Source organism: Arthrobacter ramosus (assembly GCF_039535095.1).
In the GTDB taxonomy this organism is placed as follows: Bacteria; Actinomycetota; Actinomycetes; order Actinomycetales; family Micrococcaceae; genus Arthrobacter; species Arthrobacter ramosus.
Window position 1 is genome coordinate 5227073 of sequence record NZ_BAAAWN010000001.1, and the last position, 24178, is coordinate 5251250.

Genomic DNA, 24178 nt, shown 5'->3' on the forward strand with positions numbered 1-24178 from the left:
CCCCTCTTATGAGTTGGGCGAGTTGGTTCTTATACACCCGATTGGTCTTAATTTCCCCCAGCCCCTAGACTTATTAGGCGCTAGGTGGCGCGGAGCGTGTGCAATTGCTCCGGTTGGCGGTGACTGTTGGTAACAACGGGATATCCGCGGGCCGGTAGTTAGGGGCTCAAGTTGCGTGCATTCCAGTATTCGCCCAGTATTCCGGCTTGTTGTCCGGACCCACTACCTTCGCCGCAGCGGTGATCATTGGCTGGTTTCAGTCGAGGGATCCAGCCTGCGGGAACTACCGAAAACGGTGTGGACTGGTTGCGGACGTCGCCTATTGCACGGGAAGCAGGAACTCTGCTGGCCGTTTCATTTTATTTTTTAGGAGAGTCGTCATGGCAGCAAACTGCCAGGTGACCGGAGCCGAGCCGGGCTTTGGACACAGCATTTCGCACTCGCACCGTCGCAACAAGCGTCGGTTCGACCCCAACATCCAGAAGAAGCGCTACTGGGTTCCGTCCCTGCGCCGTAATGTCACGCTGACCCTGTCGGCCAAGGGCATCAAGACCATCGACGTTCGCGGCATCGACGCAGTCGTCGCCGAAGTTCTGGCTCGTGGGGTGAAGCTCTAGTGGCAAAAGACAAGGACGTACGTCCGATCATCAAGCTGAAGTCGACTGCGGGAACCGGTTACACCTACGTAACCCGCAAGAACCGTCGTAACGACCCGGACCGTCTGGTCCTGAAGAAGTACGACCCCAAGATCCGCCAGCACGTCGAATTCCGAGAGGAGCGCTAAACATGGCTAAGAAGTCCAAGATTGCTCGCAACGAGCAGCGCAAGGTCATCGTTGAGCGTTACGCTGCCAAGCGTCTCGAACTGAAGAAGACCCTGGTTGACATCAACGCGACTGACGAAGCACGCGAAGAAGCTCGCCTCGGCCTGCAGAAGCTGCCCCGCAACGCCTCCCCGATCCGTCTGCGTAACCGCGACATCATCGACGGCCGCCCGCGCGGTACCTTCCAGAAGTTCGGTATCTCCCGTGTTCGCTTCCGCGACATGGCTCACCGTGGTGAGCTCCCGGGCATCACCAAGTCTTCCTGGTAATCCAGAAGCACTAGGAGGGCCGGCAACCGTTTGGTTGCCGGCCCTTCTTGCGTTTAAGGCGCCCGTTTCCGGGTTTTGATGCGGAGGGTCTCCGGCTTTGCGATTAAGTGGTGCAGCACACAGTGCCGAATTACGACGCCGGTGGCTTCTTTTTGCGCGCAACCGGCTGTTTTGTCCCGGATTACCGCGGTTCTTGGTCGCCTGAGGGGTGATTTGCGTGGGGTCTTGTGGGTGTGTAAAGTAGTTCGAGTCGCCGCCGCTGATGCGGAAAAATTGCGACAGACTCCCTTCCAAATGGAAACCAAATTCTTGGTTCGCTTTTGTGCGTTCCGGTGCGGTTTCCGGGGGTCTCGGATGGTGTTTTGTCCGGCGCGGTTCCCGGTTCGGGAGTTGTGCGGAGAGGGCGGGTCTGGTAAGTTTGGGAAGTTGCTCCGGAGCGATCCTGGACCCTGTTGTGGGTGTGGGTGGTGCCGGGTGTGTCTGTTGTTTGAGAACTCAATAGTGTGCCAAGTTTGTTGATACCGATTTGTTTTTATGAATTGGTTGTTTTGGCTGGTTCTGTGTCGCTTCGGTGGTGCGGGGCTGGTTTTTTACAGCTGGTTTCAAATTTTGTGCAGCTCTTCCGTCGTTATTTCCGGTGGTTGTGGTTGTGTCTGTTTTTGTTTTACTTCAACGGAGAGTTTGATCCTGGCTCAGGATGAACGCTGGCGGCGTGCTTAACACATGCAAGTCGAACGATGATCCGGTGCTTGCGCCGGGGATTAGTGGCGAACGGGTGAGTAACACGTGAGTAACCTGCCCTTGACTCTGGGATAAGCCTGGGAAACTGGGTCTAATACCGGATATGACTGCTCCGCGCATGCGGTGGTGGTGGAAAGCTTTTGCGGTTTTGGATGGACTCGCGGCCTATCAGCTTGTTGGTGGGGTAATGGCCTACCAAGGCGACGACGGGTAGCCGGCCTGAGAGGGTGACCGGCCACACTGGGACTGAGACACGGCCCAGACTCCTACGGGAGGCAGCAGTGGGGAATATTGCACAATGGGCGGAAGCCTGATGCAGCGACGCCGCGTGAGGGATGACGGCCTTCGGGTTGTAAACCTCTTTCAGTAGGGAAGAAGCGAAAGTGACGGTACCTGCAGAAGAAGCGCCGGCTAACTACGTGCCAGCAGCCGCGGTAATACGTAGGGCGCAAGCGTTATCCGGAATTATTGGGCGTAAAGAGCTCGTAGGCGGTTTGTCGCGTCTGCTGTGAAAGACCGGGGCTCAACTCCGGTTCTGCAGTGGGTACGGGCAGACTAGAGTGATGTAGGGGAGACTGGAATTCCTGGTGTAGCGGTGAAATGCGCAGATATCAGGAGGAACACCGATGGCGAAGGCAGGTCTCTGGGCATTAACTGACGCTGAGGAGCGAAAGCATGGGGAGCGAACAGGATTAGATACCCTGGTAGTCCATGCCGTAAACGTTGGGCACTAGGTGTGGGGGACATTCCACGTTTTCCGCGCCGTAGCTAACGCATTAAGTGCCCCGCCTGGGGAGTACGGCCGCAAGGCTAAAACTCAAAGGAATTGACGGGGGCCCGCACAAGCGGCGGAGCATGCGGATTAATTCGATGCAACGCGAAGAACCTTACCAAGGCTTGACATGAACCGGTAACGCCTGGAAACAGGTGCCCCGCTTGCGGTCGGTTTACAGGTGGTGCATGGTTGTCGTCAGCTCGTGTCGTGAGATGTTGGGTTAAGTCCCGCAACGAGCGCAACCCTCGTTCTATGTTGCCAGCGGTTCGGCCGGGGACTCATAGGAGACTGCCGGGGTCAACTCGGAGGAAGGTGGGGACGACGTCAAATCATCATGCCCCTTATGTCTTGGGCTTCACGCATGCTACAATGGCCGGTACAAAGGGTTGCGATACTGTGAGGTGGAGCTAATCCCAAAAAGCCGGTCTCAGTTCGGATTGGGGTCTGCAACTCGACCCCATGAAGTCGGAGTCGCTAGTAATCGCAGATCAGCAACGCTGCGGTGAATACGTTCCCGGGCCTTGTACACACCGCCCGTCAAGTCACGAAAGTTGGTAACACCCGAAGCCGGTGGCCTAACCCTTGTGGGGGGAGCCGTCGAAGGTGGGACCGGCGATTGGGACTAAGTCGTAACAAGGTAGCCGTACCGGAAGGTGCGGCTGGATCACCTCCTTTCTAAGGAGCACCATTATCATTCCCGTGGTTGCCGCATGGTGGCTGTGGGGGTGTGTGGAAGCAAAGCCCATTGCGCAGGCGTCTGTTCTGCGGTGGGTGCTCATGGGTGGAATATCAGCAGATAGCGGCCGGTTGGTTCTTTCCCGCCCCTAGTACGGATGCTTTCGAGTGTCCTGGAACGGTGCGGGTGGGGGTGAGCCGGTTTTTCGTGTTTGGCACACTGTTGGGTCCTGAGGCAACAGGGCCGTGGCGTGGGGTGCGTGGCCTGTTTGGGTTTGCGTGTCTTTTGTCGCGGGTTTGGGTGTTTCTGGTTTCCTGGCTGCATGGTCCGTGCGTTGGTGGCCGTCCCTGTTTTTGGGGGTGGTTGGTGCGGGGGGTGTGGTACGGGGTTGTTGTTTGAGAACTACATAGTGGACGCGAGCATCTAGGCACGCGCATGGTCATTGCTTCCTTTCGGGGGTGGTGGGGTGTGTGTGTCTTACAGCAATTTCTTTTTATGAACCTGGATCCGGCCGCGTGGTGCATCCTTTCGGGGTGTGTGGCGTGGCGTGGTTTCCGTGGTTCTCTCGAGAAGTTTTTTGATCTTGTGTGGTCAAGTTTTTAAGGGCACACGGTGGATGCCTTGGCATTAGGAGCCGAAGAAGGACGTAGGAATCTGCGATAAGCCTGGGGGAGTTGATAACCGAACGGTGATCCCAGGATGTCCGAATGGGGAAACCCCGCCAGACGCGTTTTTCGTGATCTGGTGACCCGCATCTGAACACATAGGGTGCGTGGGGGGAACGCGGGGAAGTGAAACATCTCAGTACCCGCAGGAAGAGAAAACAAGAGTGATTCCGTTAGTAGTGGCGAGCGAACGCGGATGAGGCTAAACCGTTCCATGTGTGATAGCCGGCGGGCGTTGCATGGGCGGGGTTGTGGGACTTTCCGTACTGGTTCTGCCGGACCGGTGGGGTGAGAGTGCAGACATAGGTGAACGGTCTTGAAAGGCCGGCCGGAGAGGGTGTTAGCCCCGTAACCGTAATGTTGTGTGCCGCCTGGAGAGGATCCCAAGTAGCACGGGGCCCGAGAAATCCCGTGTGAATCTGTCAGGACCACCTGATAAGCCTAAATACTTCCTAATGACCGATAGCGGACCAGTACCGTGAGGGAAAGGTGAAAAGTACCCCGGGAGGGGAGTGAAACAGTACCTGAAACCGTGTGCTTACAATCCGTCGGAGCAACCTTGTAGTTGTGACGGCGTGCCTTTTGAAGAATGAGCCTGCGAGTTAGTGTTACGTCGCGAGGTTAACCCGTGTGGGGTAGCCGTAGCGAAAGCGAGTCTGAACAGGGCGAGTGTAGTGGCGTGATCTAGACCCGAAGCGGAGTGATCTACCCATGGCCAGGTTGAAGCGACGGTAAGACGTCGTGGAGGACCGAACCCACTTCAGTTGAAAATGGAGGGGATGAGCTGTGGGTAGGGGTGAAAGGCCAATCAAACTCCGTGATAGCTGGTTCTCCCCGAAATGCATTTAGGTGCAGCGTTGCGTGTTTCTTGCCGGAGGTAGAGCTACTGGATGGCCGATGGGCCCTACAAGGTTACTGACGTCAGCCAAACTCCGAATGCCGGTAAGTGAGAGCGCAGCAGTGAGACTGTGGGGGATAAGCTTCATAGTCGAGAGGGAAACAGCCCAGACCACCAACTAAGGCCCCTAAGCGTGTGCTAAGTGGGAAAGGATGTGGAGTTGCGAAGACAACCAGGAGGTTGGCTTAGAAGCAGCCATCCTTGAAAGAGTGCGTAATAGCTCACTGGTCAAGTGATTCCGCGCCGACAATGTAGCGGGGCTCAAGTACACCGCCGAAGTTGTGGATTTCAGATAGTAGACAAGCCTTCGTGGTTCAGTCGTCTGGAGTGGTAGGGGAGCGTCGTGTGGGCGGTGAAGTCGCGGTGTAAACCAGCGGTGGAGCCTACACGAGTGAGAATGCAGGCATGAGTAGCGAAAGACGGGTGAGAAACCCGTCCGCCGAATGATCAAGGGTTCCAGGGTCAAGCTAATCTGCCCTGGGTAAGTCGGGACCTAAGGCGAGGCCGACAGGCGTAGTCGATGGACAACGGGTTGATATTCCCGTACCGGCGAAGGACCGCCCATGCCAAGCGGGGGATACTAACCGCCCGGAGCCTGCCCAATCACCCTTGTGGTGTGCGGGTTTTGGCCGAGCGCGGGACCTGATCCCGGGAGGTAAGCGTATTAACAGGTGTGACGCAGGAAGGTAGCCGGGCCGGGCGATGGTTGCCCCGGTCTAAGGATGTAGGGTCAGCGATAGGCAAATCCGTCGCTGTGTCTTTGATGACGTTCCTGAGATCTGATGGGACCCCCGTCATGGGGGGATCCGGTGATCCTATGCTGCCTAGAAAAGCATCGGCGCGAGGTTCTAGCCGCCCGTACCCCAAACCGACACAGGTGATCAGGTAGAGAATACCAAGGCGATCGAGAGAATTATGGTTAAGGAACTCGGCAAAATGCCCCCGTAACTTCGGGAGAAGGGGGGCCCCAACCTTGAACACCACTTGCTGGTGGGAGGGGATCGGGGCCGCAGAGACCAGGGGGAAGCGACTGTTTACTAAAAACACAGGTCCGTGCGAAGTCGCAAGACGATGTATACGGACTGACTCCTGCCCGGTGCTGGAAGGTTAAGAGGACCGGTTAGCCGCAAGGCGAAGCTGAGAATTCAAGCCCCAGTAAACGGCGGTGGTAACTATAACCATCCTAAGGTAGCGAAATTCCTTGTCGGGTAAGTTCCGACCTGCACGAATGGAGTAACGACTTCCCCGCTGTCTCAACCATAAACTCGGCGAAATTGCAGTACGAGTAAAGATGCTCGTTACGCGCAGCAGGACGGAAAGACCCCGAGACCTTTACTATAGTTTGGTATTGGTGTTCGGAGTGGCTTGTGTAGGATAGGTGGGAGACGTTGAAGCCCGGACGCCAGTTCGGGTGGAGTCATCGTTGAAATACCACTCTGGTCACTTTGGACATCTAACTTCGGCCCGTGATCCGGGTCAGGGACAGTGCCTGATGGGTAGTTTAACTGGGGCGGTTGCCTCCTAAAAAGTAACGGAGGCGCCCAAAGGTTCCCTCAGCCTGGTTGGCAATCAGGTGTCGAGTGTAAGTGCACAAGGGAGCTTGACTGTGAGAGAGACATCTCAAGCAGGGACGAAAGTCGGGACTAGTGATCCGGCGGTACATTGTGGAATGGCCGTCGCTCAACGGATAAAAGGTACCTCGGGGATAACAGGCTGATCTTGCCCAAGAGTCCATATCGACGGCATGGTTTGGCACCTCGATGTCGGCTCGTCGCATCCTGGGGCTGGAGTAGGTCCCAAGGGTTGGGCTGTTCGCCCATTAAAGCGGTACGCGAGCTGGGTTTAGAACGTCGTGAGACAGTTCGGTCCCTATCCGCTGCGCGCGCAGGAAATTTGAGAAGGGCTGTCCTTAGTACGAGAGGACCGGGACGGACGAACCTCTGGTGTGTCAGTTGTACTGCCAAGTGCACCGCTGATTAGCTACGTTCGGATGGGATAACCGCTGAAAGCATCTAAGCGGGAAGCTCGCTTCAAGATGAGATTTCCATGCACCTCGTGTGTGAGAGGCCCCCAGCCAGACCACTGGGTTGATAGGCCGGATGTGGAAGACAGGACCAAAGACTGTTGAAGCTGACCGGTACTAATAGGCCGACAACTTACACCACACAAACACGATCACTGCTTGCGTCCACTATGTGGTTCCCGAACAACAACCCGCCACCGGTTTGTTGCTCCAGGAACCGAACAACTGAATAACAACACCACCGAACCCCTCAAACGGGTTTGGACAAGTTGTAACCACCAGTCTTCCCGCCCCGCACCCCGTGCGGCGGACCGGGTAACAGGGTTACGGCGGTCATAGCGTGGGGGAAACGCCCGGTCCCATTCCGAACCCGGAAGCTAAGACCCACAGCGCCGATGGTACTGCACCCGGGAGGGTGTGGGAGAGTAGGACACCGCCGGACAACCATTAACGGTCAGGCCCCGACACCACGTGTCGGGGCCTGCACCCATTTAACACCCCAACCCCAGGCCAGGGACCCGGCCTCACGGGCAAACCCCGGCTCACGTATGTGCCGGAAAACCCAAACCCCGGCTCACCCATGAGCCGGAAAACCCAAACCCCGGCTCACGTATGACCCGGAAATCCCAAACCCCGGCTCACCCATGAGCCGGGCCGGCCAGTGCCCCCACCCGCCCTCAGCGGAAGTGAGCGGGCGTCGGGCCGGGACCGGTTGTATGTGAGCGGGCGTCGGGCCGGGACCGGTTGTATGTGAGCCGGCGTCCCGCCGGAACCCCCTATACGTGAGCGGGCGTCCGGTCAGGACCCGGCATATGTGAGCGGGCGTCCGCCCAGAACCCCCTATAAGTGAGCGAGGATCGAGGGTCGGGGAGTTCGCCCGCGGCGGAATTGAGCCCCAAAAGCGCCCGAAATAGGGTGAATTTGGTCAAAAAAGCGCGGAAACACGCGGAATTTGCTGGCTGCGTCCTCCCAAGCTGGTAAGTTTTCGAACAGTGGCTCGCACGCATGCCGTGTGTGAGCTCCAAAATCGTAAAGTCCAGGAGGACACAAATGGCTAAGAACCGTAGCGAACTGGTTTCCGAGGTAGCTGGCAAGGCTGGCACCAGCCAGGCTGCAGTCAACTCCGTGCTCGATGCCCTGTTCGAAGTTTTCGAGACTTCCGTCGCCGCTGGCGAGAAGATCACCATTCCGGGCTGGCTCGCCATCGAGCGCACCGACCGCGCAGCCCGCACGGGCCGCAACCCGCAGACCGGCGAGACCATCCAGATCGCCGCTGGCCACAGCGTCAAGCTGACCGCCGGCTCCAAGCTGAAGGCAGCTGTCGCCAAGAAGTAAGACACTTCGGCGAACGCCCTGAAAGGCGGCAACCTGCGGGTTGCCGCCTTTCTGCTTTAATCCGCTCGATTCGCCGCGCCGCCGACGTTAGCGGACAATGGATAGGTGCCATCAGCCAAATCTCCCGCCACTGCCCCTTCGCCCGCTTCCAAGCCGGGAACCAAGGCAGGCGCTTCCGTGGAAGGGATCTCCTTGCCGTGGCAGCTGGCGGGCTTCGCTGCGCTCTTCCTGGCTCTCGCGGGTGCTCTGATCTTCTCCGGCGCCTCGGCCGCGCGGCAGGTCTCTGATCCAGGCGCCTTGGTCCGCTGGGGGCTGCCCGTCGCCAAAGCCATTCACAACGTGTCCTTGGCGACTGTGATCGGCGGGCTGATCTTCGCCGTCATTATCCTTCCCAAGCACACCTCCCGATCCAGGGGCGACGATGCCCCTGAACACCCCGCGTTCACCCGTGCTTTGGCCGTAGCGGCAGCAGCAGGCGCCGTCTGGACGCTCTCCGCTGTCGCGGTCCTTGTGCTGACCTACGCGGATGTGGCCGGGCAGAGCCTCTCCGGGGACGCGCAGTTCACTGCTTCGCTCGTCTACTTCATGACGGACATCCAGACGGGCCAGGCGTGGCTCGCGGTGACGATCATCGCGGCGATTGTCACGACGGCGCTGTTCGGCGTCCGCTCGTTGGCGGGCCTGGCGCTGACGCTTGTCTTGGCCTTCGGCGGACTGGTGCCGAGCGCACTGATCGGCCACTCCGCGAGTTCCAGCGACCATGAGGGCGCCATCAATTCGCTTGGCCTTCACTTGGTGGGCGTATCCACCTGGGTGGGCGGCATCATCATGCTTGCTGTCCTCTCGAGCCTCCTGCGGGGTTCCAAGGCAACAGGCACCAAGGACATTACCGAGCAGACGCTCCGCCGGTTCTCCGCTTTGGCAGGCTTTGCCTTCGTGCTGGTCTTCGCCTCGGGGGTCGTCAACGCGAGTATTCGTGTCACCAGCTTTTCGGCCTTGGTCGGCACCCCCTATGGGCAGATCATCCTGGCGAAGGCGTTGGCCACTGTTGTCCTCGGCGGCATTGGTTTCATGCATCGCCAGTGGGTGATCCCCCAGCTGGGCCGCAAGTCCATGACAACGCGTCGCGTGCTGTGGCAGCTGGTGTTGGTTGAACTTCTGGTGATGGGCGCGACGTCGGGACTCGCCGTCGCGCTGGCTAGTTCGGCACCGCCGCTGCCCACCACTTACGCGCCCGACGCTTCGCCGGCATTTATCCTGTCCGGTTACGAGCTGCCGCCCGAGCTGACGCCCGCGCGCTGGCTGACTGAGTGGCGCTTCGACTGGCTTTGGGTGGCTGTGGCCCTTTTCGGCGCGGCGAGCTACATCCTTGGCGTGGTCAAGGTCCGCCGCCGCGGTGACTCCTGGTCATGGTTCCGCGCCGTGAACTGGATGATCGGCCTGATAGTCCTGACGTACATCACGTCCGGACCGCCGTCGGTCTATGGTCGCGTACTGTTCTCCGCGCACATGGTGGACCACATGGCGTTGACGATGGTGGCCCCGCTGTTCCTTGTCCTGGGTTCTCCCGTCACGTTGGCGCTGCGGGCACTGCCGTCGCGCGGCGAGGGATCGCGCGGGGACGGCTCACGTGGTCTTCGTGAGTGGATTCTGGTGTTTGTGCATTCGAAGTTCTCCCAGGTGGTGACCCACCCGCTGTTTGCCGCCGCGAACTTTGCCGGTTCGATCGTCCTGTTCTACTTCTCGGACGCGTTCGGCTGGGCGATGCGTGAGCACGTCGGCCATGAACTGATGAACCTGCACTTCTTGCTGACCGGCTACATCTTTGTCCTCACCATGATCGGCACCGACCCGCTGCCCCGACGGGCGCCTTACCCCATGCGGTTGCTCCTCTTGCTCGCCACGATGGGCTTCCACGCGTTCTTCGGCGTGTCCATCATGGGAGGCACCGGGCTGCTTGCTGCCGATTACTTCGGCAACCTCGGCCGGACTTGGGGGCAATCGGCTTTGCTGGACCAGCAGACAGGCGGCGCCGTGGCCTGGGGAATCGGCGAAGTCCCCACCTTGCTGGTGGCGATCGGCGTCGCGGTCATGTGGTCGCGTTCGGACGCGCGGGAGACCAAACGCACCGACCGGGCGGCCGACAGGAATAACGACGCCGACCTTAATGCTTACAACGATATGTTTGCGCGGCTTGCAGACCGCGATGCGAAACTGACTGATCGGGATTTCAAGCAGCCCGAAAGCAAGACCAACCTGGAAGGACGCTGATGAGCGAATCCGTACGCACCCAACTGCGTGTCCGCGCCTCTGAACTGGTGGGCCGTGGCTGGCTCAACACGGGCGGGAAGTCCCTGGACCTGGAAGCCCTGCGCGGCAAGATCGTGCTGCTCGACTTCTGGACGTTCTGCTGCATCAACTGCCTGCATGTCCTCGATGAGTTGCGCCCGCTCGAGGAAAAGTACTCCGATGTCCTGGTGACGGTCGGCGTGCACTCTCCCAAGTTCGAACACGAAGCCGATCCCGTGGCCCTCGCGTCCGCCGTGGAGCGCTACGAAATCCACCACCCCGTCCTGGACGACCCAGAGCTCGCCACGTGGAAGGCCTACACGGCCCGCGCCTGGCCGACGCTGGTGGTGGTTGATCCCGAGGGCTACATCGTGGCGCACCTGTCCGGTGAGGGCCACGCAGACGGCCTCGCCGTGCTTCTTGAAGAGCTGGTTGCCGAGCACGAAGCCAAGGGGACCCTCCACCGCGGTGACGGCCCCTACGTGGCTCCCGTCCCGACGTCGGGCACCCTGCGCTTCCCCGGCAAGGCGACCCAGCTGGACAACGGCAACTACCTTGTGGTGGATTCGGGCCACCACCGTTTGGTGGAACTTCGTCCAGACCTTGAGACCGTGGAGCGCGTCATCGGTTCCGGAACGAAGGGTTACCTGGACGGCGCGGCGGAAATTGCCCAGTTCAACGAGCCGCAGGGCGTGGCGGTGCTCCCGTCGTCGCTGGCCTGGCAGCTCGGGTACGAAGCAGTTGTCGCGGACACCGTGAACCACCGCCTCCGCGGCGTCACGCTCAGCTCCGGTTATGTGCAAACAGTTGCCGGCAACGGCGTGCAGCGCCTGCTCGACGCCGGCCCTGCCCGGGTGACGGAAAGCGGTGCCGGCGTTTGGGCTGAACACCACGACGCCGGTCCGGCTGACTTCGCGGCCGACGCCCTCGACGTCGGGGTACTGGGTGTCGGGACCGGGGTCTCTCTGTCCTCGCCGTGGGACGTGGTGTGGAGCGAGAAGCTGCAGCTTGTTGTCATCGCGATGGCCGGCACGCACCAGATCTTTGCCTTCGAGCCTCTTAGCGGCGAGGTCTCCATCCTGGCCGGCTCGGGCCTTGAAGGTTTGCTTGACGGAGCTGCCGAGGAAGCCTGGTTCGCCCAACCTTCCGGCCTGGCCGTGGATGCGGAAGACAACATCTGGGTGGCCGACTCCGAGACCTCGGCATTGCGCCGCCTGGTCCTTGGCGAAACCGGCGTGACCGTTGAGTCGGCAGTGGGCAAGGGCCTGTTCGATTTCGGCTTCCGGGACGGTGAGGCCACCGCGGCTCGCCTGCAGCATCCCCTGGGTGTCACAGTGCTCCCCGATGGCTCCGTCGCCATCGCAGACACCTACAACGGTGCCGTGCGGCGCTACGACCCCGCGACTAAGACGGTTTCCACCCTGGCGCGGGGGCTCGCCGAGCCGAGCGACGTCGTCGTGGTCTACCCGGAAGGCGGCGAACCGCTGCTGGTGGTGGTCGAATCCAACAAGCACCAACTGGTCCTGGTTCCCATCCCCAAGGAAGCCCAGCAGGTGGACGAGGGAGCATCCCAGACGCAGCGGCCAAAGAGTCCCGTGGCGCCGGGGAACCTGGAGCTCACCGTGCGCTTCACGGCCCCGACCGGCCAGAAGCTCGACGACCGCTGGGGCGACCCTACTCAGCTGAAGATTTCGTCGACCCCGCCCGAACTGCTGCTTTCCGGCGGTGGCACGTCCGTGGGGCTGCTGCGGACCCTCGAGCTGTCTGCCGACGTGCCTGAGGGGATCCTCCACATCACTGCCCGCGCGGCTGCCTGCGATGGCCCGGAGACCGAGGACGGCGAAATCCCCGATCACGCGGCGTGCCACCTCTACCAGCAGGACTGGGGCATCCCCGTGGTCCTGCAGGCCGACGGCGACTCCGAGCTGGTGCTTGACCTGCGCGGGATGGACTAGGCAGGGGCCGTTAACAGAGGCACAGCCTAGAAGCTCACCAGCGGGGTGACCGTGATGGTGTCCGCCCCTATGTCCAGACGTGTGGTGAAGCTGAAGTCGTGAACGGCGCTGAGGTCGCCGACTTGCCCGCTGAAGAGGTCGATTTCGCGGGCTGTGACCTTGGCTTTGCCGTTGAGGGGCGCCACGACCCACTGTCCGTTAAAGGGGTCGATGCTGACCTTGGGATACTCCGTGATCTGCCATTTGATGGTGCCATCCACCACCCGGCTGTTGGTCACGTGGTAGAACGGGCAGTCGGGCTGGAGCTTTTGCTGCTTGGTGGCGTCAGCGGCGCAGGTGTCCAGGAATTCCTTGACCTTGTCGCTCACCACCTTGATCATGGCGTCGGTGGGCTTGGTCAGAAGGTTGAGGGGTGCCTGAGGCAGGGCGCCCGTGGTTACCGAGGTGCTCGTAGTCGGCGCCGAGAAGTATTTGCCGGCGAGGCTGGCTTCGTACTGGCCGGGGTAAAACACGGCAAAGCTGTTTCGGCCATTGGGCAGGTTCACCGGGACGCCGTTCAGGGTCGCCTCGTTGGCGTTCACTACGGTGACCTCGATCGTCGGCAAGGATGACGGCACGAACGACCACTTGCCGAAGAACAGCCACTCGGTGCCCGTCCGTTCAAGCAGGAAGTCCGAGTGCAGCGCCTTGCCGTCGATCTGATAGTCCATGGGGACCGTCACCCGGTTGCCGCCACGGGATTCGGCGTTGCCGAGCTTGATATCGGTGATCTTCGACGCAGCCGTCTGAAGGGCGGTACCGTCCAGCATGGCGGCGTTGGCGTTGGGCACGGACGCGTGCAGGAGCCCGAGGGCTTCCCCGCCGTGCCCCTTCTGGAGGGCCGAGAGGTAATCGCGAACTTGCTGCTGCGGGCTGGCTATGGAGTTGCTCACCAGGTTGATCGAAACGATCGCAGCGGCCACGGCAAGCATCAGGCCGAGTAGCCACCCGGCCGCGGTCTTGACCAACGCTTGACTCAACTGCACGCCCTTTACGTTACCCGCCGGTTCAGCAATACCTCGTCATCCCTCCCCTCACGTGACAACTGAACATGCTTTTGGGGAAGGGCCCGACGGCGGGTGGCAGCTCCTTTTTAGCGGCGCCGGCGCGATGAGGTTCCGAACACTCCGCGGAGCAATTCCGGGCCGTACTGCTTATGCCCGCTTGGCGTACCGGAGGTAGACGACGCCGTTGCCAAAGCGATGTTCGTCCAACAGTTCAAGGGTCAGGCCCACGCCGTCGGGGAGGAATTGCTTGCCGCCTCCGACGACGACCGGCGTGAGGAAGAGACAGAACTCGTCCACCAGTCCGGCCTTGATGGCTTGGGCGGCTAGAACCGTGCCACCAATGGACATGTCCTGCTCTGACGACTCTTTGAGCGCGCGGATGGCTCCGGCGTCGAACTCCCGCTCGAGGCGTGTCTTCGCGGTGGACGGACTCTCCAGACTCGTCGAGTACACGATCTTCTCCGCGGCACGCCAGATCTCCGCGTAGTCCCGCATGACCGGTGGCTCCTCGGAAAGGGACATGTCCTCCCATGCGGACATGACCTCGTACATTCGCCTGCCATAGAGGTATGTGCCGATGGGCCGCTCAAGGTCGTTGACGAAGCTGTGCACTTCTTCGTCCGGCATGCTCCAATCGAATTTTCCGTCGGCATCGGCTGTGTAGCCGTCCAGGGACATGATCCCTGCGTAGATCAGTTTCGTCATGCACAGACGGTACACACTCGCGACGGCAACGGTATAGTGCCCGGATGGATGACAAAGCGGTTCTGCTCAAATACCTGCGCGCCCGTCGCGCCGAGCTCCTCGCCAAGCTTGACGGACTCGACGAGTACGACGTCCGCCGGCCCATGACCCCCACCGGCACCAACCTCCTGGGACTGGTCAAGCATGTGGCCAGCGTGGAGCTGGGGTACTTCGGGAAGTCTTTGGCCGGCCCAGCGGCCGGGACTTACCGTGGTTCGCCGACAATGCCGAAGCCGACGCGGACCTGTGGGTTCCCCCGGAAGAGAGCAGGGACGAGATCATCGAATTGCACCGGTTCTCGGCCGAGCACAGCGATGCAACCATCGAGTCGCTCCCACTCGACGCTCCCGGGGAAGTGCCGTGGTGGCCGGAAGAACGCCGACACGTGACGCTCCATCAGATCCTGGTGCACATGTGCGTCGAGACGGCCCAGCACTTGGGGCATGCCGACATACTTCGTGAGCTTATCGACGGTTCGGCAGGGAAAGGCCCCGGGGACCTGAATTTGTCACAGCGAAGCCCCGAAGAATGGGCCGATCACCGGGCCCGGATCGAAGCCGCGGCGCGCCAGGCCGGGCGTAGGCTCACGCCTGAGCGGGCACAAGATCCTTCGTGAACGCCAAGTGCTTGATCTCTTCCGGATCCGCGTCGACGTCGAACAGCGGGGTGTAGCCCGTGGCCAGGTACAGGTTCTTGGCTTCGGGCTGCCGCGGACCGGTGGTGAGGTAGATCCGGCGGTAGCCGCGCCGGGACGCCTCGGCCTCCAGTTCCGCGAGGACCACCCGGGCCAGCCCACGACGGCGGTGGGCCGAATGCGTCCAGATCCGCTTGAGCTCTGCCGTACCGGAGTCGTAGCGGCGGAATGCCCCGCCCGCTACGGTTTCGCCGCTCTCCTGCAGGATGAGCAGGGCGCCGTGGGGTGCGGCAAACTCGCCGGCCGGGTACCTGTTGAGCTCCTCGGCCGCGCCACCGCTGCCGAAGAGGTCCCCGTAGCGCGTGGTGTATTCGACGGCGAGTTCGTCCAGAAGGGGCTTGACCCGTGGATCGCGCATGGGCAGGGTCAGGACGGAAAGGCCCGACGACGGCAGGGTTGGCGTTGTTTTCATGACATGCCTTTCGTGAATTTCCCCAACTAGTCCCCACCGCCACCCTCGCCTCGCAAGCTCGGCCAGGGAACCCTGGCGGCGTGGGCCCTCGCAGTTGTTGTCGTTTTGAGGCGTCAAAACGACAACAACTGCGAGCTAGTTGGGTGGCCGGTGCTTGGGTGAGGGGCGGAGAGTTCGGTCAGGAGGCGGCGGGCCAGGGCGTCATTCTCCCGGAACGATGCAGCGTTCGTTCCGGGCCGCGCGAACGCACCGGCGCCCCAACCCGAGGTCCACGGTCCGACGGCGAAGAGGCCCGCCTGCCGTCCGCCGTCGGGAGCCAGGACTTCGTGCGAACTCGAGACCAACAGCTTACCGGTGGAGTGCGGGCCGTCCGAGGTGAGGAGCGACTGTTCGGTGCCCCGACCGGCGTCGTGCAGGTCCGCCAGCGCGGGGTTGGCCGATCGCACCACCGACGGCGACGGCAACCGTGCCTCGATGTACGCCGCTGCGTCCACCACCACGGGCGATTGGAAGGAACCGGCCACGAAACGGCCGCTGGCCTCGTCCGGGCGCACCCACATGCCCGAACCCAGGAACTGCAGCAATCCGGCCCGGTGCAGGGCGAGGATTTCGCGCAGCCGGTGGGGCGGCGGGCCGGAATCCACGAAGCTGAAGAAACCGTGCCACCACCCGTGCACCGCTTGCTGGGAGCGCGAATTGAGCCGCTCCTGCGGGACCAACCGGCCGAGTTCCATGTAGACGCGGAGCAAGGCCGTGAACAGGGCCAAGGTTTCCGAATGGTTCGGGCTGGTACGGAGGTTGAGGTCACGTTCGATGTAGCTCACCACGGATCGTTGCACGGCTGCATGGTCCGCGAAGGCGCAGCCGCTGAAAGGCTGGTCCAGGGCTTCGAGGTCGAGCCGGAGGGAGGGTTCCGGGATGGCCGCGGCCACGAGGTCTTCGCGTTCGCAGCTGTACCAATCCAGGGCATCGAATTGCGCCGAAAATTCCTCCCAGCCGCCGTGGACCCGTTCCGGATAGCCGGTGAAGAGCTCGCGGTAATAGGCGTAGCCGGCGTCCTTGGCGATGAGCGGCCAGAGCTGGGTCCGGAAATCCAGCTCCTCGTGGGCGGCGAGCAGCGATTCCACAGCGGCGGCGGTTAAGTACCGGGGCAGGCCGACGGGTTCCCCTCGCAGGGTCGACGAGATCTTGGAGTGGTAGGGGACTCCGCGCCGCGAGCCTGCCCAGAGTCTCGGTTCGGCGCCGGACGGCACATAGTCCAGGCCGCCGTCGGGCCTGTCTTCGAAGCGGCCGCCGCGGCCCTCGAACAAGAGCACCAGAAGGTCCACGAACGCGAGTCCCATGCCCGAGACCAGGACGTCCTGGCCGGGTGCGATCGCCGAATAATCGACGTCGGTGGTGTACGACGGCGCCGCGTGGAATCCGCCGTGGCGGGCGGCGAAATCGGCCAGCCGCGCTGATTCCGGATCGGCCCGGGAGTCCGTGTGGCCCAGGGAGTACACCACGAGATCCGCCTCCAGCACCCCGTCGGAGGCGAGCCGCACGCGGTATTTCGCACCGCCGTCGGGCACTGGAGCAAGATGTTCGACGGCGGTAGCCGTGTCCCGGTGGACCGTCACCGTGACGTCCGGCCGAGTGCCGCGACGGCCCTGCGGAAGAACCACTCAAGGTATCTGCTCTGGAGCTGGCGGCTGGGAAACGACCCCGGTGTCAGCGCACGGAGCTGCTCAAGGAGATGGGGCTCCAGCTGCGGGATGTCCCGATGGAACCGTCCAGCACGCCGGCCGCCCATGCTGCGAGACCCGGACCGTCCACCGAGGGACCATCGCAGGCCACGGAACCGTCGGTGAACATCGTGACGTCCGCCGCAGTCGAGTTGAGCAGGAGTCCCGGCTCTGGTCATAGCGCCAGATCCTCCCGGAACCGGTTCGTACGGTTCGACGACGTGGATGGAGAGTGGGCCGTCGAAGAGTCCGGGCTTGTTGGCCGCGAGCCGTTCGAGGATGCCGGCAGAGCGCGGACCACCGCCAATAAACACGATAGTGGGGGCGAAGGACGGCATGGCAACTCCTGTTGGCGGTGGCTGGTGGTACCCGAGCCTAGGGACGCGGCGGGGCTTCGGTCGAGGCGCAGGTAACGGCCGTTCACCCCGCGTCACGGCCCGTCAACAAGCGCAAAAAACGGACTCATGTGGCTCCATATGAAGCCGCGCGAAGCGCCATGAAGCCCCATGAAGAAGTGCAAAAATCCGCCTTGCAGCCCCTTCGAGAGCGCCCCTAGATTGGCAGCCATCCGACAAAACAAGCGATACGAAGCGAGGTGGCGCATGAGTTCAGCAGCAACCACAGTGGCGCAGTCCGCACAGCAATCTGCACCGGAACCGGCGCCCGGCGCCTTTTTGGAACACAGCGCCTTTTTGGAACACAGCGCCTTTTTGGAACACAGCGCCTTCGCGGAAAGCCCGACGGCGGACGCTGCCCAGAGTGCCGACGCCAACAGTGCCGTCGCCCGGCCCGCAGCCGACTACTCCGGCTACAAAATGGTTCCTGCCCGGCATCCGTGGCGCTGGGTAGGCACCGTGCTGGTCGCTCTTGGCGTCGTCGCCGTGGCTGGTCCCTCGCGACTAACCCGCGCTGGGAATGGGGTGTCGTGGCGCAATGTTTCACCGCGCAATCCGTGGTGAACGGCCTCGTGGAGACACTGAAGCTGACGGCCAACTCCGGCGCGCTCGGCTTTGTCCTCGCTTCATTCTGGCGCTCATGAGGCTCTCGGCCTCGCCGCTGCTGCTCTCGGTGTCCTGGACGTTACGTGCGCGCCTCAGGCGCGCCGGACCATCCTATCCTCGGTGAGGCGTGGGCTCCGCAGCATTGGTGATACCCGGGAGGGGTATTCTGCTGCCCTTCCCACAGTGCCGGGCTCGATTTCACTTGAGGCAAAACCTTGCTAAAGTCATAACCGCTTCATTCCTCCGTAGCTCAATTGGCAGAGCATTCGACTGTTAATCGAAGGTTACTGGTTCAAGTCCAGTCGGAGGAGCGCAAAGGTCCCGCCCGATTTTATTGGTGCGGGACTGTTTTTTTGCCTCGGTTTGCCTGATTTGCCGGTTATTAGGACAAAACGTGCGTAAATCCCGGGCGCGTCATGTTCGTCCCGGGATCGTCTTCGCTCGGATGTCGGATTCTGCTCAATCATTCGAATGGATAAATTCCGGGCCCGCGGAATCACGGACCGGCAACTTCGGCGAAGAGAATGATCCAGCAGAATCCGACGGTGTCCATAGATCGTCGAACCAGCTTCGCTTACGGGAAGCCATTGCAAGGCGACAACGGCGATCAGGCAGCACCACGAACCGACGTAGATCCCGTCGACCTGGATCTGGTCATGGACCTCCCGGCACCGGGATCCGCGGGGCAACGTTCCAGCACTAGGCCATGCGGCGGCGGAATGACCGGGCGGCGCCGAACGAGGTGAGCGAAGACTGATTGGAGGTGCCCATCCCAGCCAAGGAACGCCTCGAGCTCTGAGCGTCGGCCGACGTCCGGCGTTCACCGGCGTGGCTGGCCCCGCAGACCAGACATTCCAGAGATATGCAAGCACCCCGGCCACCCTGGGCTTCCAAAGCTTAGCTATCCCGGAATTCACCCGTCAACACTGGGAAGCAAGCCCCTCCCATACGCACGTTTGTCCTATAACCCTGATTTGCGCAATCATTTCGAATGCGCAGAATCCCATAGCCAAGTCGTCAAACGAAGTCCATTTCGACTTGCAGGAATCTCGCCGCTTCGGCACGGCGGACTGGAAGGCGTCGTCCTCGGTGGGCGCGTCCTCGGCTCCCGCGGGTGCCATTCGTGGGCGGCGGAGTGGACGCGGGTGAATCCGCCGCCGGGGGTGCGTAGAAGATTCCGAAGCGTTGGACAGGCCATTCGGGAGAAGTCTCCGGAGCCACGAGCAGGGCCGCGCCATTTGTCGGATTGAACCATTGCGCAATCGGGCGGCGGCGGTCCTCCGTGAAGAGCCCGGCCGCATAAAGGGCCGCGGATTGCGGCTTGTCACGGTGCACAGACGATCCCACCACAGCGGCAGGATGCCATCATCCCTGCGCTGCCATGGGGCTGGAATAGGCTGTAGTTCCTGCCAACGGGGCACATCTCAACTTTATCGCCGGGCCATGACCGGCAACAGGCCTCGAAGCAACGGAAGGCCCGCTTAGTCCCGTTTCCATGGCCCGGGATTGATCCGGTAAAGGATTGCGGAACCGACGACGGCGCCCAGCAGGGCTCCGAGCACAGGGTTTCCGGCCCCGCGGCCCAGCAAGAAGCGACGACCGGCGCCAAGCATCGCTCCAAGGAAGAAGCCCCTGCCGTTGCGGTGCGGTTTGCGCGTCATGGCTTGAGCCTACTTCTCCCTGCGGACGGCCGGGCGACGCGCATCAGTGGACGGGCGCATCAGTGGATGGACGGGACGGACCGCGGCCGCACGACGAGCCAGAGGGCCGACACGGCGCCTGCGAGACACACTGCCTGGACGGCCCCATGGGAACGGCAGAGCTGACGCCCAGCCAGCCAACCACGGGCGGGATGATGCCGGCCATCAGGAAGTTCGAGGCACCTAGCAAGGAAGCCGCGGTTCCGGCCTGCGCGCCGTGGTTGGCCAGGGCAATCACCTGGACGCAGGGGAACATGAACCCGGTGGCAAGGATGTAGAACCACAGCGGGACCATGACGCCCCATAGGCCGAAGCGAGCAGATCGAACACCACAATCAAAAGGGCCATCAGCAACATCCAGGCCGTGGCGAATGCCATGATCCATTGGGGTGCCACTCGCCTGATGACCCTGGAGCTGATTTGGACGCCGGCGACGATGCCAGGGAGTTGACGCCGAACAGCGGCCGTATTCCTGCGGGGAGAAGTTGTAGACCTGCTGGAACAGGAAAGTGGACGCGGAAAGGTAAGCAAACAGTCCGCCGAAGTTGAACCCGCCGACCAGCAGCATCCCGACAAAAATCCGGTCGGCGAACACGGCCCTGTAGCGTTGGCCCGCCGTCGACGTCGTCTGCCGGCGGAGCTCGGCGGGATACGTTTCCCGGATGAGGAACACCGCAGCAATGATCACGAGGAATCCGTAGCTTGCCAGGAAGTAGAAGATCCCGGCCATGGCATCACCAACAGCAGTTGTGAACCGATGATCGGAGCCAGAATGGGCGCCAGGCCATTCACCAGCGACATGCGGGAGAACATCCGCACCATGGCGTAACCGGCGAAGAGGTCCCGGACCATCGCCATGGCCACCACGCCACCGCCGCTGCACCGACGCCCATGAGGACGCGGAACAGGGCAAGTGTGCTGATGTCCGTGGAAAGTGCTGCGCCGAGGGAGGAACCGATATGCAGGGCGTTGCAGGATCAAGGGCGTGCGGCGCCCGAACTTGTCGCTGAACGGACCCACCACCAATTGGCCAATGGCGAAGCCCACTGTCGTGCCGTCAGTGTGAGTTGGATCGCAGCCGCTGACACGTCGAAATGATGCTCCAGCGCGGGAAACGCCGGCAGATAGAGATCCACGGTAATTGACCCAAGGCGGTCAATGCGCCAAGTAGCAGGATATAGAGGAGTTTTTCGCGTCGACTGAGGGAATCGCCCGGTACAGGGGAGTGTTCACGGTTATCAATCCTATGTGCGACAGATCATATTTATCAGCGATGGCTGGGGCGCGCCGCAGGACCGTCCCGGAAGTTGAGGCTGAAGCTGAATGGTAGTTTTGTGGACAGGTGTGCGCGGGCGGTCGTATTCGTCTCCGTGCCGGAGCCGGGTAGGAGCAAGATGGAAGCAGTGAGGCGGAACCTATGAGTGGACGTCACAGCGGCCGGTTGGCCAAGGCCGGGCATTTCGGCGTTGCCGAACACCCTGAAACTTGCAGCCGGCTCGCGCCGCGGCAGCTCAACGACGAAATCAGCCTTGCCAAGCTTGAACTTAAGGGCAAAGCAAACAGTTGGGCATTGCCGGCGCTTTCGTTGGCGTTGCGCTGATCTTTTTCTCTTTGCTCGTCATCGCCCTGGTTGTGGCTGCCATCTTGGGCCTGGCCACGGTCATGCCCCCGTGGTTGGCTGCGCTTGTGGTTGCGGCGGCGTTCCTTTTGATCATTCTTATCGGAGCCCTCATCGCCTTCCGTGCGTTCAAGGGGGCCATGCCGCTTGTGCCTGAGAAAACCATCCGCGGCATCAAGCACGATCTCGGCATAGTCAAGGAGGGCACTTCCTTCGACGCCAGTATCCTCGATCCCTCGTCGGAAGCCTACAAGGCAGCGGAGGCAGCGAAAGCCGCCGCAGCTGAGAAAGCCAAGGCGAAAAGGCCGCCAAGGCAGAAGCACACAAAGCCGAGCAACCCCCCGCCCCAAGCGAAGCTGAGCTGCTCCGCCGTCTGGAGCAGCGCCGCGAGCACCTCGCCGACGTTCGCGATCAGCTCGGCGTCGAGCTCGACGTCAAGACCCAGGGAAAAGTCCTCCGCGACGCTGCGGGCAAAAGCTCGACGACGGACGCCGGTTCGCTGCCGACAAACTCGCAGATTTCAGTGAGAAGGTTCCGGCCGGGTTGCCGGAGCGGCTCGCTGCACGCTGGAAAGAGCTATTTCTCTTCGCCGCTTCCGCCACGGTGGCGCAGTAGGACTGCGGAAGCTGTTCAAGAAGTAATCGGGACGGCAGCGTCAGCTGCGGACTACGGAAAGGGGGACAGGTGAAGTTCATCGGTGCAGGCGCACGCCCGGGCCAGCCACAGATCGACCATGACTCATCTTCACGGTCCCCAATTTCTGACTGTTTTGCGCTTCATGGGCGTCCCGCTGTTCGTGGGCTGGTGCTGTGGCAAAGGGAATATGGTTTCGCCGTGTTGGTTCTCGCCATCATGGGCGGCACTGACTGGGTGGATGGCTACGTCCGCGGCGTTTCAACCAAACCTCCAAACTGGGCCGCATCCTCGATCCCGTGGCGGATCGCCTGGCGCTCATCACCGTCGCTGTCACGCTCGTCATCGCCGGGTGGTGGATTGGTGGTACCTGGCCGCCCTGGTGGTGCCCGACGCAGTGCTTGCCACAGCCTCATTGTTCTATTTCCATAGCCACCCCGACCTCCCCGTGAGCCGGATCGGCAAGATCCGACGGCGTTCCTGCTCCTGGGCACGCCTCTTCTGGTCCTCTCCAAGCTCGCGGTTCCCCACACCCGTGTCTACTTCGTGATCGCCTGGGTCTGCCTGGGCTTGGGTCTGCTAGGGCACTGGGTGGCGGCCTACAACTATTTCTGGGCAATCCTCCGCAAGGGCAAAGAACTCAAAGCCAACGACGGCGGTCGCGGCTGATGGTCTGGTTCGCAGTCCTTCTTGCGGTGCTTGGCGCCTTTTGCCTTGCCATTGGCGCCCAGCGCCAGGGGAGCGCGGTCAAAGCGGATACCGGTGGCCCTCGCCCTGAGTTCCACGGTTTCCTGAGGCTTCTGCGAAATCCGCGGTGGATGCTCGGCCTGCTGTTGCTTGCCTTGGGCATGGGCATGAACGCCATTGCCCTGGTGTCAGCACCGCTGACGGTGGTGCAGCCCATCGGAGCCATCGCCTTGGTCATCACCCGGTGGTCAACGCCAAGGACCAGGGACTTAAAATCAATCGCGGCACGGTAGTGGCGATCTCGCTTGCGTGACCGGCTCTGCGATGTTCGTCCTGTTGGCCGTCAACGCCACCCAGGAGAAACCACCACGTCAGCGGCGAGGACGAAATAACCATCGTGCTCCTGTTGACCCTCGCCGTCGGGCTCTTTGGAACGTTGGCCGTGGTGTTCCGACACCGCTTGAGTGCTTTCGTGTACATCCTGGGAGCCGGTGTGTGTTGGATTCGTCGCGGGTCCTGACACGTATCATCGGCCGGCACCTGCTGGACCCAACGGCACTTTCTGCTCAATGTGCAGTGGTACACGTAGTCGCCATTGCCGCGGCAGGCGGGCTCGCTCTGGTTCGTGCAGAGTGCTATTCGGGTGGGCCGCCGGATTTGGTGATCGCAGGGCTGACTGTGGTGGACCCCATTGTGGAATTGCCATCGGGATCGCAATTTTGGGTGAGCTTCGTCCCGATGTCCACGCCGTGCTTGCAATCGGCATGGCTGTGGCCGCTTCCCTTGCTATCGTGGGGTTATTGCCCTGAGCCGGCACCATCCGGAGGTCACCAAGCGAAAACGTGACGCGAAGGCGGCTGCAAGCCGGAAGGCCTAGGGCAAAGTTCGACAACCGTGCCCCGCACACCCGCGGCAGGCAACCGCGAAGACACCGCAGGGCCAGGCGTTTTGCGATGTTCGCACCGTGACCATCAGGAGTTCTCCACGTGACCGTTCCCGAAACCAACAAACCCTCACCATCCTGATTGCGGCGGAAACCTACCGCCCGCAGGTCAACGGTGCTGCTCAGTTCGGGTACCGGCTTGCCAAAGGCATGAAGGCGCGCGGACACAATGTCCATGTGCTGGCCTGCCGGGCGGACAACGGCAAGAGCTTCACCGAATTCGGGATGAAGGCACGGTACACCGCCTGAAGTCCCACGGAGTCTTCACGCACGAGTACTTCCGCATCTGCTACCCCCTGGGAATCAAGAACGACATTCGGCTGCTCTTCGACAAGGGTCCAGCCCGACGTCGTTCATATCCAGAGCCACTACTCGATCGGCGAACACGTTCTCTACGAGGCGAAGAACGCGGCATTCGGATCATCGCCACCAACCACTTCATGCCCGAAAACCTGAACCCCTTCCTGCCGTTCCCGCAATGGTTCAAGGACATCATCGGGCGGTGTCGTGGAAAGACATGGGCAAAG

Annotated in this window: 12 protein-coding genes, 1 tRNA gene, 3 rRNA genes and 8 pseudogenes; 17 read left to right on the plus strand and 7 right to left on the minus strand. The window is 61.8% G+C overall.

What is annotated here, in order from left to right:
* Window positions 1–380: 380 nt before the first annotated feature.
* The 9 genes from rpmB to ABD742_RS24180 all read left to right on the plus strand — a co-directional run bounded on the left by rpmB (window position 381) and on the right by ABD742_RS24180 (window position 12449).
* Window positions 381–617: a 50S ribosomal protein L28 gene (rpmB, locus tag ABD742_RS24140; protein WP_078107326.1), complete on the plus strand. Its 237-nt coding sequence runs from the start codon at window positions 381–383 to the stop codon at window positions 615–617.
* Window positions 617–784: a 50S ribosomal protein L33 gene (gene rpmG, locus ABD742_RS24145; RefSeq protein ID WP_003798558.1), complete on the plus strand. Its 168-nt coding sequence runs from the start codon at window positions 617–619 to the stop codon at window positions 782–784. Before rpmB ends, rpmG begins: the two co-directional genes overlap by 1 nt.
* Before the next feature lie 2 nt (window positions 785–786).
* Complete coding sequence (gene rpsN, locus ABD742_RS24150) at window positions 787–1092, plus strand: 30S ribosomal protein S14 (protein WP_234754509.1); 306 nt, start codon at window positions 787–789, stop codon at window positions 1090–1092.
* Window positions 1093–1761: 669 nt separating this feature from the next.
* A 16S ribosomal RNA gene (locus ABD742_RS24155) occupies window positions 1762–3283 on the plus strand.
* A 590-nt stretch (window positions 3284–3873) separates the two neighbouring features.
* A 23S ribosomal RNA gene (locus ABD742_RS24160) occupies window positions 3874–7012 on the plus strand.
* A gap of 183 nt (window positions 7013–7195) precedes the next feature.
* Window positions 7196–7312 (plus strand): 5S ribosomal RNA (gene rrf / locus ABD742_RS24165).
* Together the 16S, 23S and 5S rRNA genes form the textbook arrangement of a ribosomal RNA operon.
* 608 nt (window positions 7313–7920) lie before the next feature.
* Window positions 7921–8205, plus strand: coding sequence for an HU family DNA-binding protein (locus ABD742_RS24170; RefSeq protein WP_184739845.1), 285 nt, complete (start codon window positions 7921–7923; stop codon window positions 8203–8205).
* Between the two features lie 105 nt (window positions 8206–8310).
* The gene (locus tag ABD742_RS24175) at window positions 8311–10476 is read left to right on the plus strand and encodes a bifunctional copper resistance protein CopD/cytochrome c oxidase assembly protein (RefSeq protein WP_234750901.1); all 2166 of its coding nucleotides are present in this window, start codon (window positions 8311–8313) and stop codon (window positions 10474–10476) included.
* The gene (locus tag ABD742_RS24180; RefSeq protein WP_234750902.1) at window positions 10476–12449 is read left to right on the plus strand and encodes an NHL domain-containing thioredoxin family protein; all 1974 of its coding nucleotides are present in this window, start codon (window positions 10476–10478) and stop codon (window positions 12447–12449) included. Before ABD742_RS24175 ends, ABD742_RS24180 begins: the two co-directional genes overlap by 1 nt.
* 26 nt (window positions 12450–12475) lie before the next feature.
* Here the strand turns inward: ABD742_RS24180 and ABD742_RS24185 are convergent, their stop codons facing one another.
* Together ABD742_RS24185 and ABD742_RS24190 are read right to left on the minus strand one after the other, a co-directional pair.
* Window positions 12476–13468 (minus strand): zinc ribbon domain-containing protein, encoded by a 993-nt coding sequence (locus ABD742_RS24185; protein WP_234751064.1) that lies wholly within the window; start codon window positions 13466–13468, stop codon window positions 12476–12478.
* A 174-nt stretch (window positions 13469–13642) separates the two neighbouring features.
* Window positions 13643–14200: a dihydrofolate reductase family protein gene (locus tag ABD742_RS24190; RefSeq protein ID WP_234750903.1), complete on the minus strand. Its 558-nt coding sequence runs from the start codon at window positions 14198–14200 to the stop codon at window positions 13643–13645.
* Window positions 14201–14244: 44 nt separating this feature from the next.
* Here ABD742_RS24190 and ABD742_RS24195 point away from each other — a divergent pair.
* Window positions 14245–14855, plus strand: a pseudogene (locus ABD742_RS24195) (DinB family protein).
* Here the strand turns inward: ABD742_RS24195 and ABD742_RS24200 are convergent.
* Entirely contained in the window at window positions 14824–15345 is a 522-nt protein-coding gene (locus ABD742_RS24200; RefSeq protein ID WP_234750905.1) for a GNAT family N-acetyltransferase, read from the minus strand. The pseudogene ABD742_RS24195 and the gene ABD742_RS24200 overlap by 32 nt on opposite strands.
* A gap of 113 nt (window positions 15346–15458) precedes the next feature.
* Window positions 15459–17407: pseudogene (locus ABD742_RS24205) on the minus strand (FAD/NAD(P)-binding protein).
* Between the two features lie 264 nt (window positions 17408–17671).
* On the opposite strand from ABD742_RS24205, the pseudogene ABD742_RS24210 reads away from it, so the two are divergent.
* A pseudogene (locus tag ABD742_RS24210) lies at window positions 17672–18149 on the plus strand (amino acid ABC transporter permease); the annotation flags it as partial.
* 160 nt (window positions 18150–18309) lie between these two features.
* Window positions 18310–18381: transfer RNA gene (locus ABD742_RS24215), tRNA-Asn, on the plus strand.
* Between the two features lie 706 nt (window positions 18382–19087).
* On the opposite strand, the pseudogene ABD742_RS24220 reads toward ABD742_RS24215, so the two are convergent.
* The 3 genes and pseudogenes from ABD742_RS24220 to ABD742_RS24230 form a co-directional block, all read right to left on the minus strand.
* Window positions 19088–19491, minus strand: a pseudogene (locus tag ABD742_RS24220) (hypothetical protein).
* Window positions 19492–19551: 60 nt separating this feature from the next.
* Window positions 19552–19731, minus strand: a complete 180-nt coding sequence (locus tag ABD742_RS24225) for a hypothetical protein (protein ID WP_344789278.1) — start codon at window positions 19729–19731, stop codon at window positions 19552–19554.
* A 59-nt stretch (window positions 19732–19790) separates the two neighbouring features.
* Window positions 19791–21013, minus strand: a pseudogene (locus ABD742_RS24230) (multidrug effflux MFS transporter).
* Window positions 21014–21187: 174 nt separating this feature from the next.
* Here ABD742_RS24230 and ABD742_RS24235 point away from each other — a divergent pair.
* The 5 genes and pseudogenes from ABD742_RS24235 to ABD742_RS24255 form a co-directional block, all read left to right on the plus strand.
* Window positions 21188–21370 (plus strand): hypothetical protein, encoded by a 183-nt coding sequence (locus ABD742_RS24235; protein WP_344789280.1) that lies wholly within the window; start codon window positions 21188–21190, stop codon window positions 21368–21370.
* Complete coding sequence (locus ABD742_RS24240) at window positions 21334–21915, plus strand: phage holin family protein (RefSeq protein WP_344789282.1); 582 nt, start codon at window positions 21334–21336, stop codon at window positions 21913–21915. The genes ABD742_RS24235 and ABD742_RS24240 overlap by 37 nt, the downstream gene beginning before the upstream one ends.
* Window positions 21916–22072: 157 nt before the next feature.
* Window positions 22073–22690, plus strand: a pseudogene (locus ABD742_RS24245) (CDP-alcohol phosphatidyltransferase family protein).
* Window positions 22690–23585: pseudogene (locus ABD742_RS24250) on the plus strand (DMT family transporter). The pseudogenes ABD742_RS24245 and ABD742_RS24250 overlap by 1 nt, the downstream one beginning before the upstream one ends.
* A gap of 93 nt (window positions 23586–23678) precedes the next feature.
* Window positions 23679–24178, plus strand: a pseudogene (locus ABD742_RS24255) (glycosyltransferase); the annotation flags it as partial.

Bases quoted from the DNA above. Each gene is read 5' to 3' on its own strand.
- rpmB (WP_078107326.1), top strand. From the start codon at position 381: ATGGCAGCAAACTGCCAGGTGACCGGAGCCGAGCCGGGCTTTGGACAC.
- rpsN (WP_234754509.1), top strand. From the start codon at position 787: ATGGCTAAGAAGTCCAAGATTGCTCGCAACGAGCAGCGCAAGGTCATC.
- ABD742_RS24170 (WP_184739845.1), top strand. From the start codon at position 7,921: ATGGCTAAGAACCGTAGCGAACTGGTTTCCGAGGTAGCTGGCAAGGCT.
- ABD742_RS24180 (WP_234750902.1), top strand. From the start codon at position 10,476: ATGAGCGAATCCGTACGCACCCAACTGCGTGTCCGCGCCTCTGAACTG.
- ABD742_RS24190 (WP_234750903.1), bottom strand. From the start codon at position 14,200: ATGACGAAACTGATCTACGCAGGGATCATGTCCCTGGACGGCTACACA.
- ABD742_RS24200 (WP_234750905.1), bottom strand. From the start codon at position 15,345: ATGAAAACAACGCCAACCCTGCCGTCGTCGGGCCTTTCCGTCCTGACC.
- ABD742_RS24225 (WP_344789278.1), bottom strand. From the start codon at position 19,731: ATGACGCGCAAACCGCACCGCAACGGCAGGGGCTTCTTCCTTGGAGCG.
- ABD742_RS24235 (WP_344789280.1), top strand. From the start codon at position 21,188: ATGAGTGGACGTCACAGCGGCCGGTTGGCCAAGGCCGGGCATTTCGGC.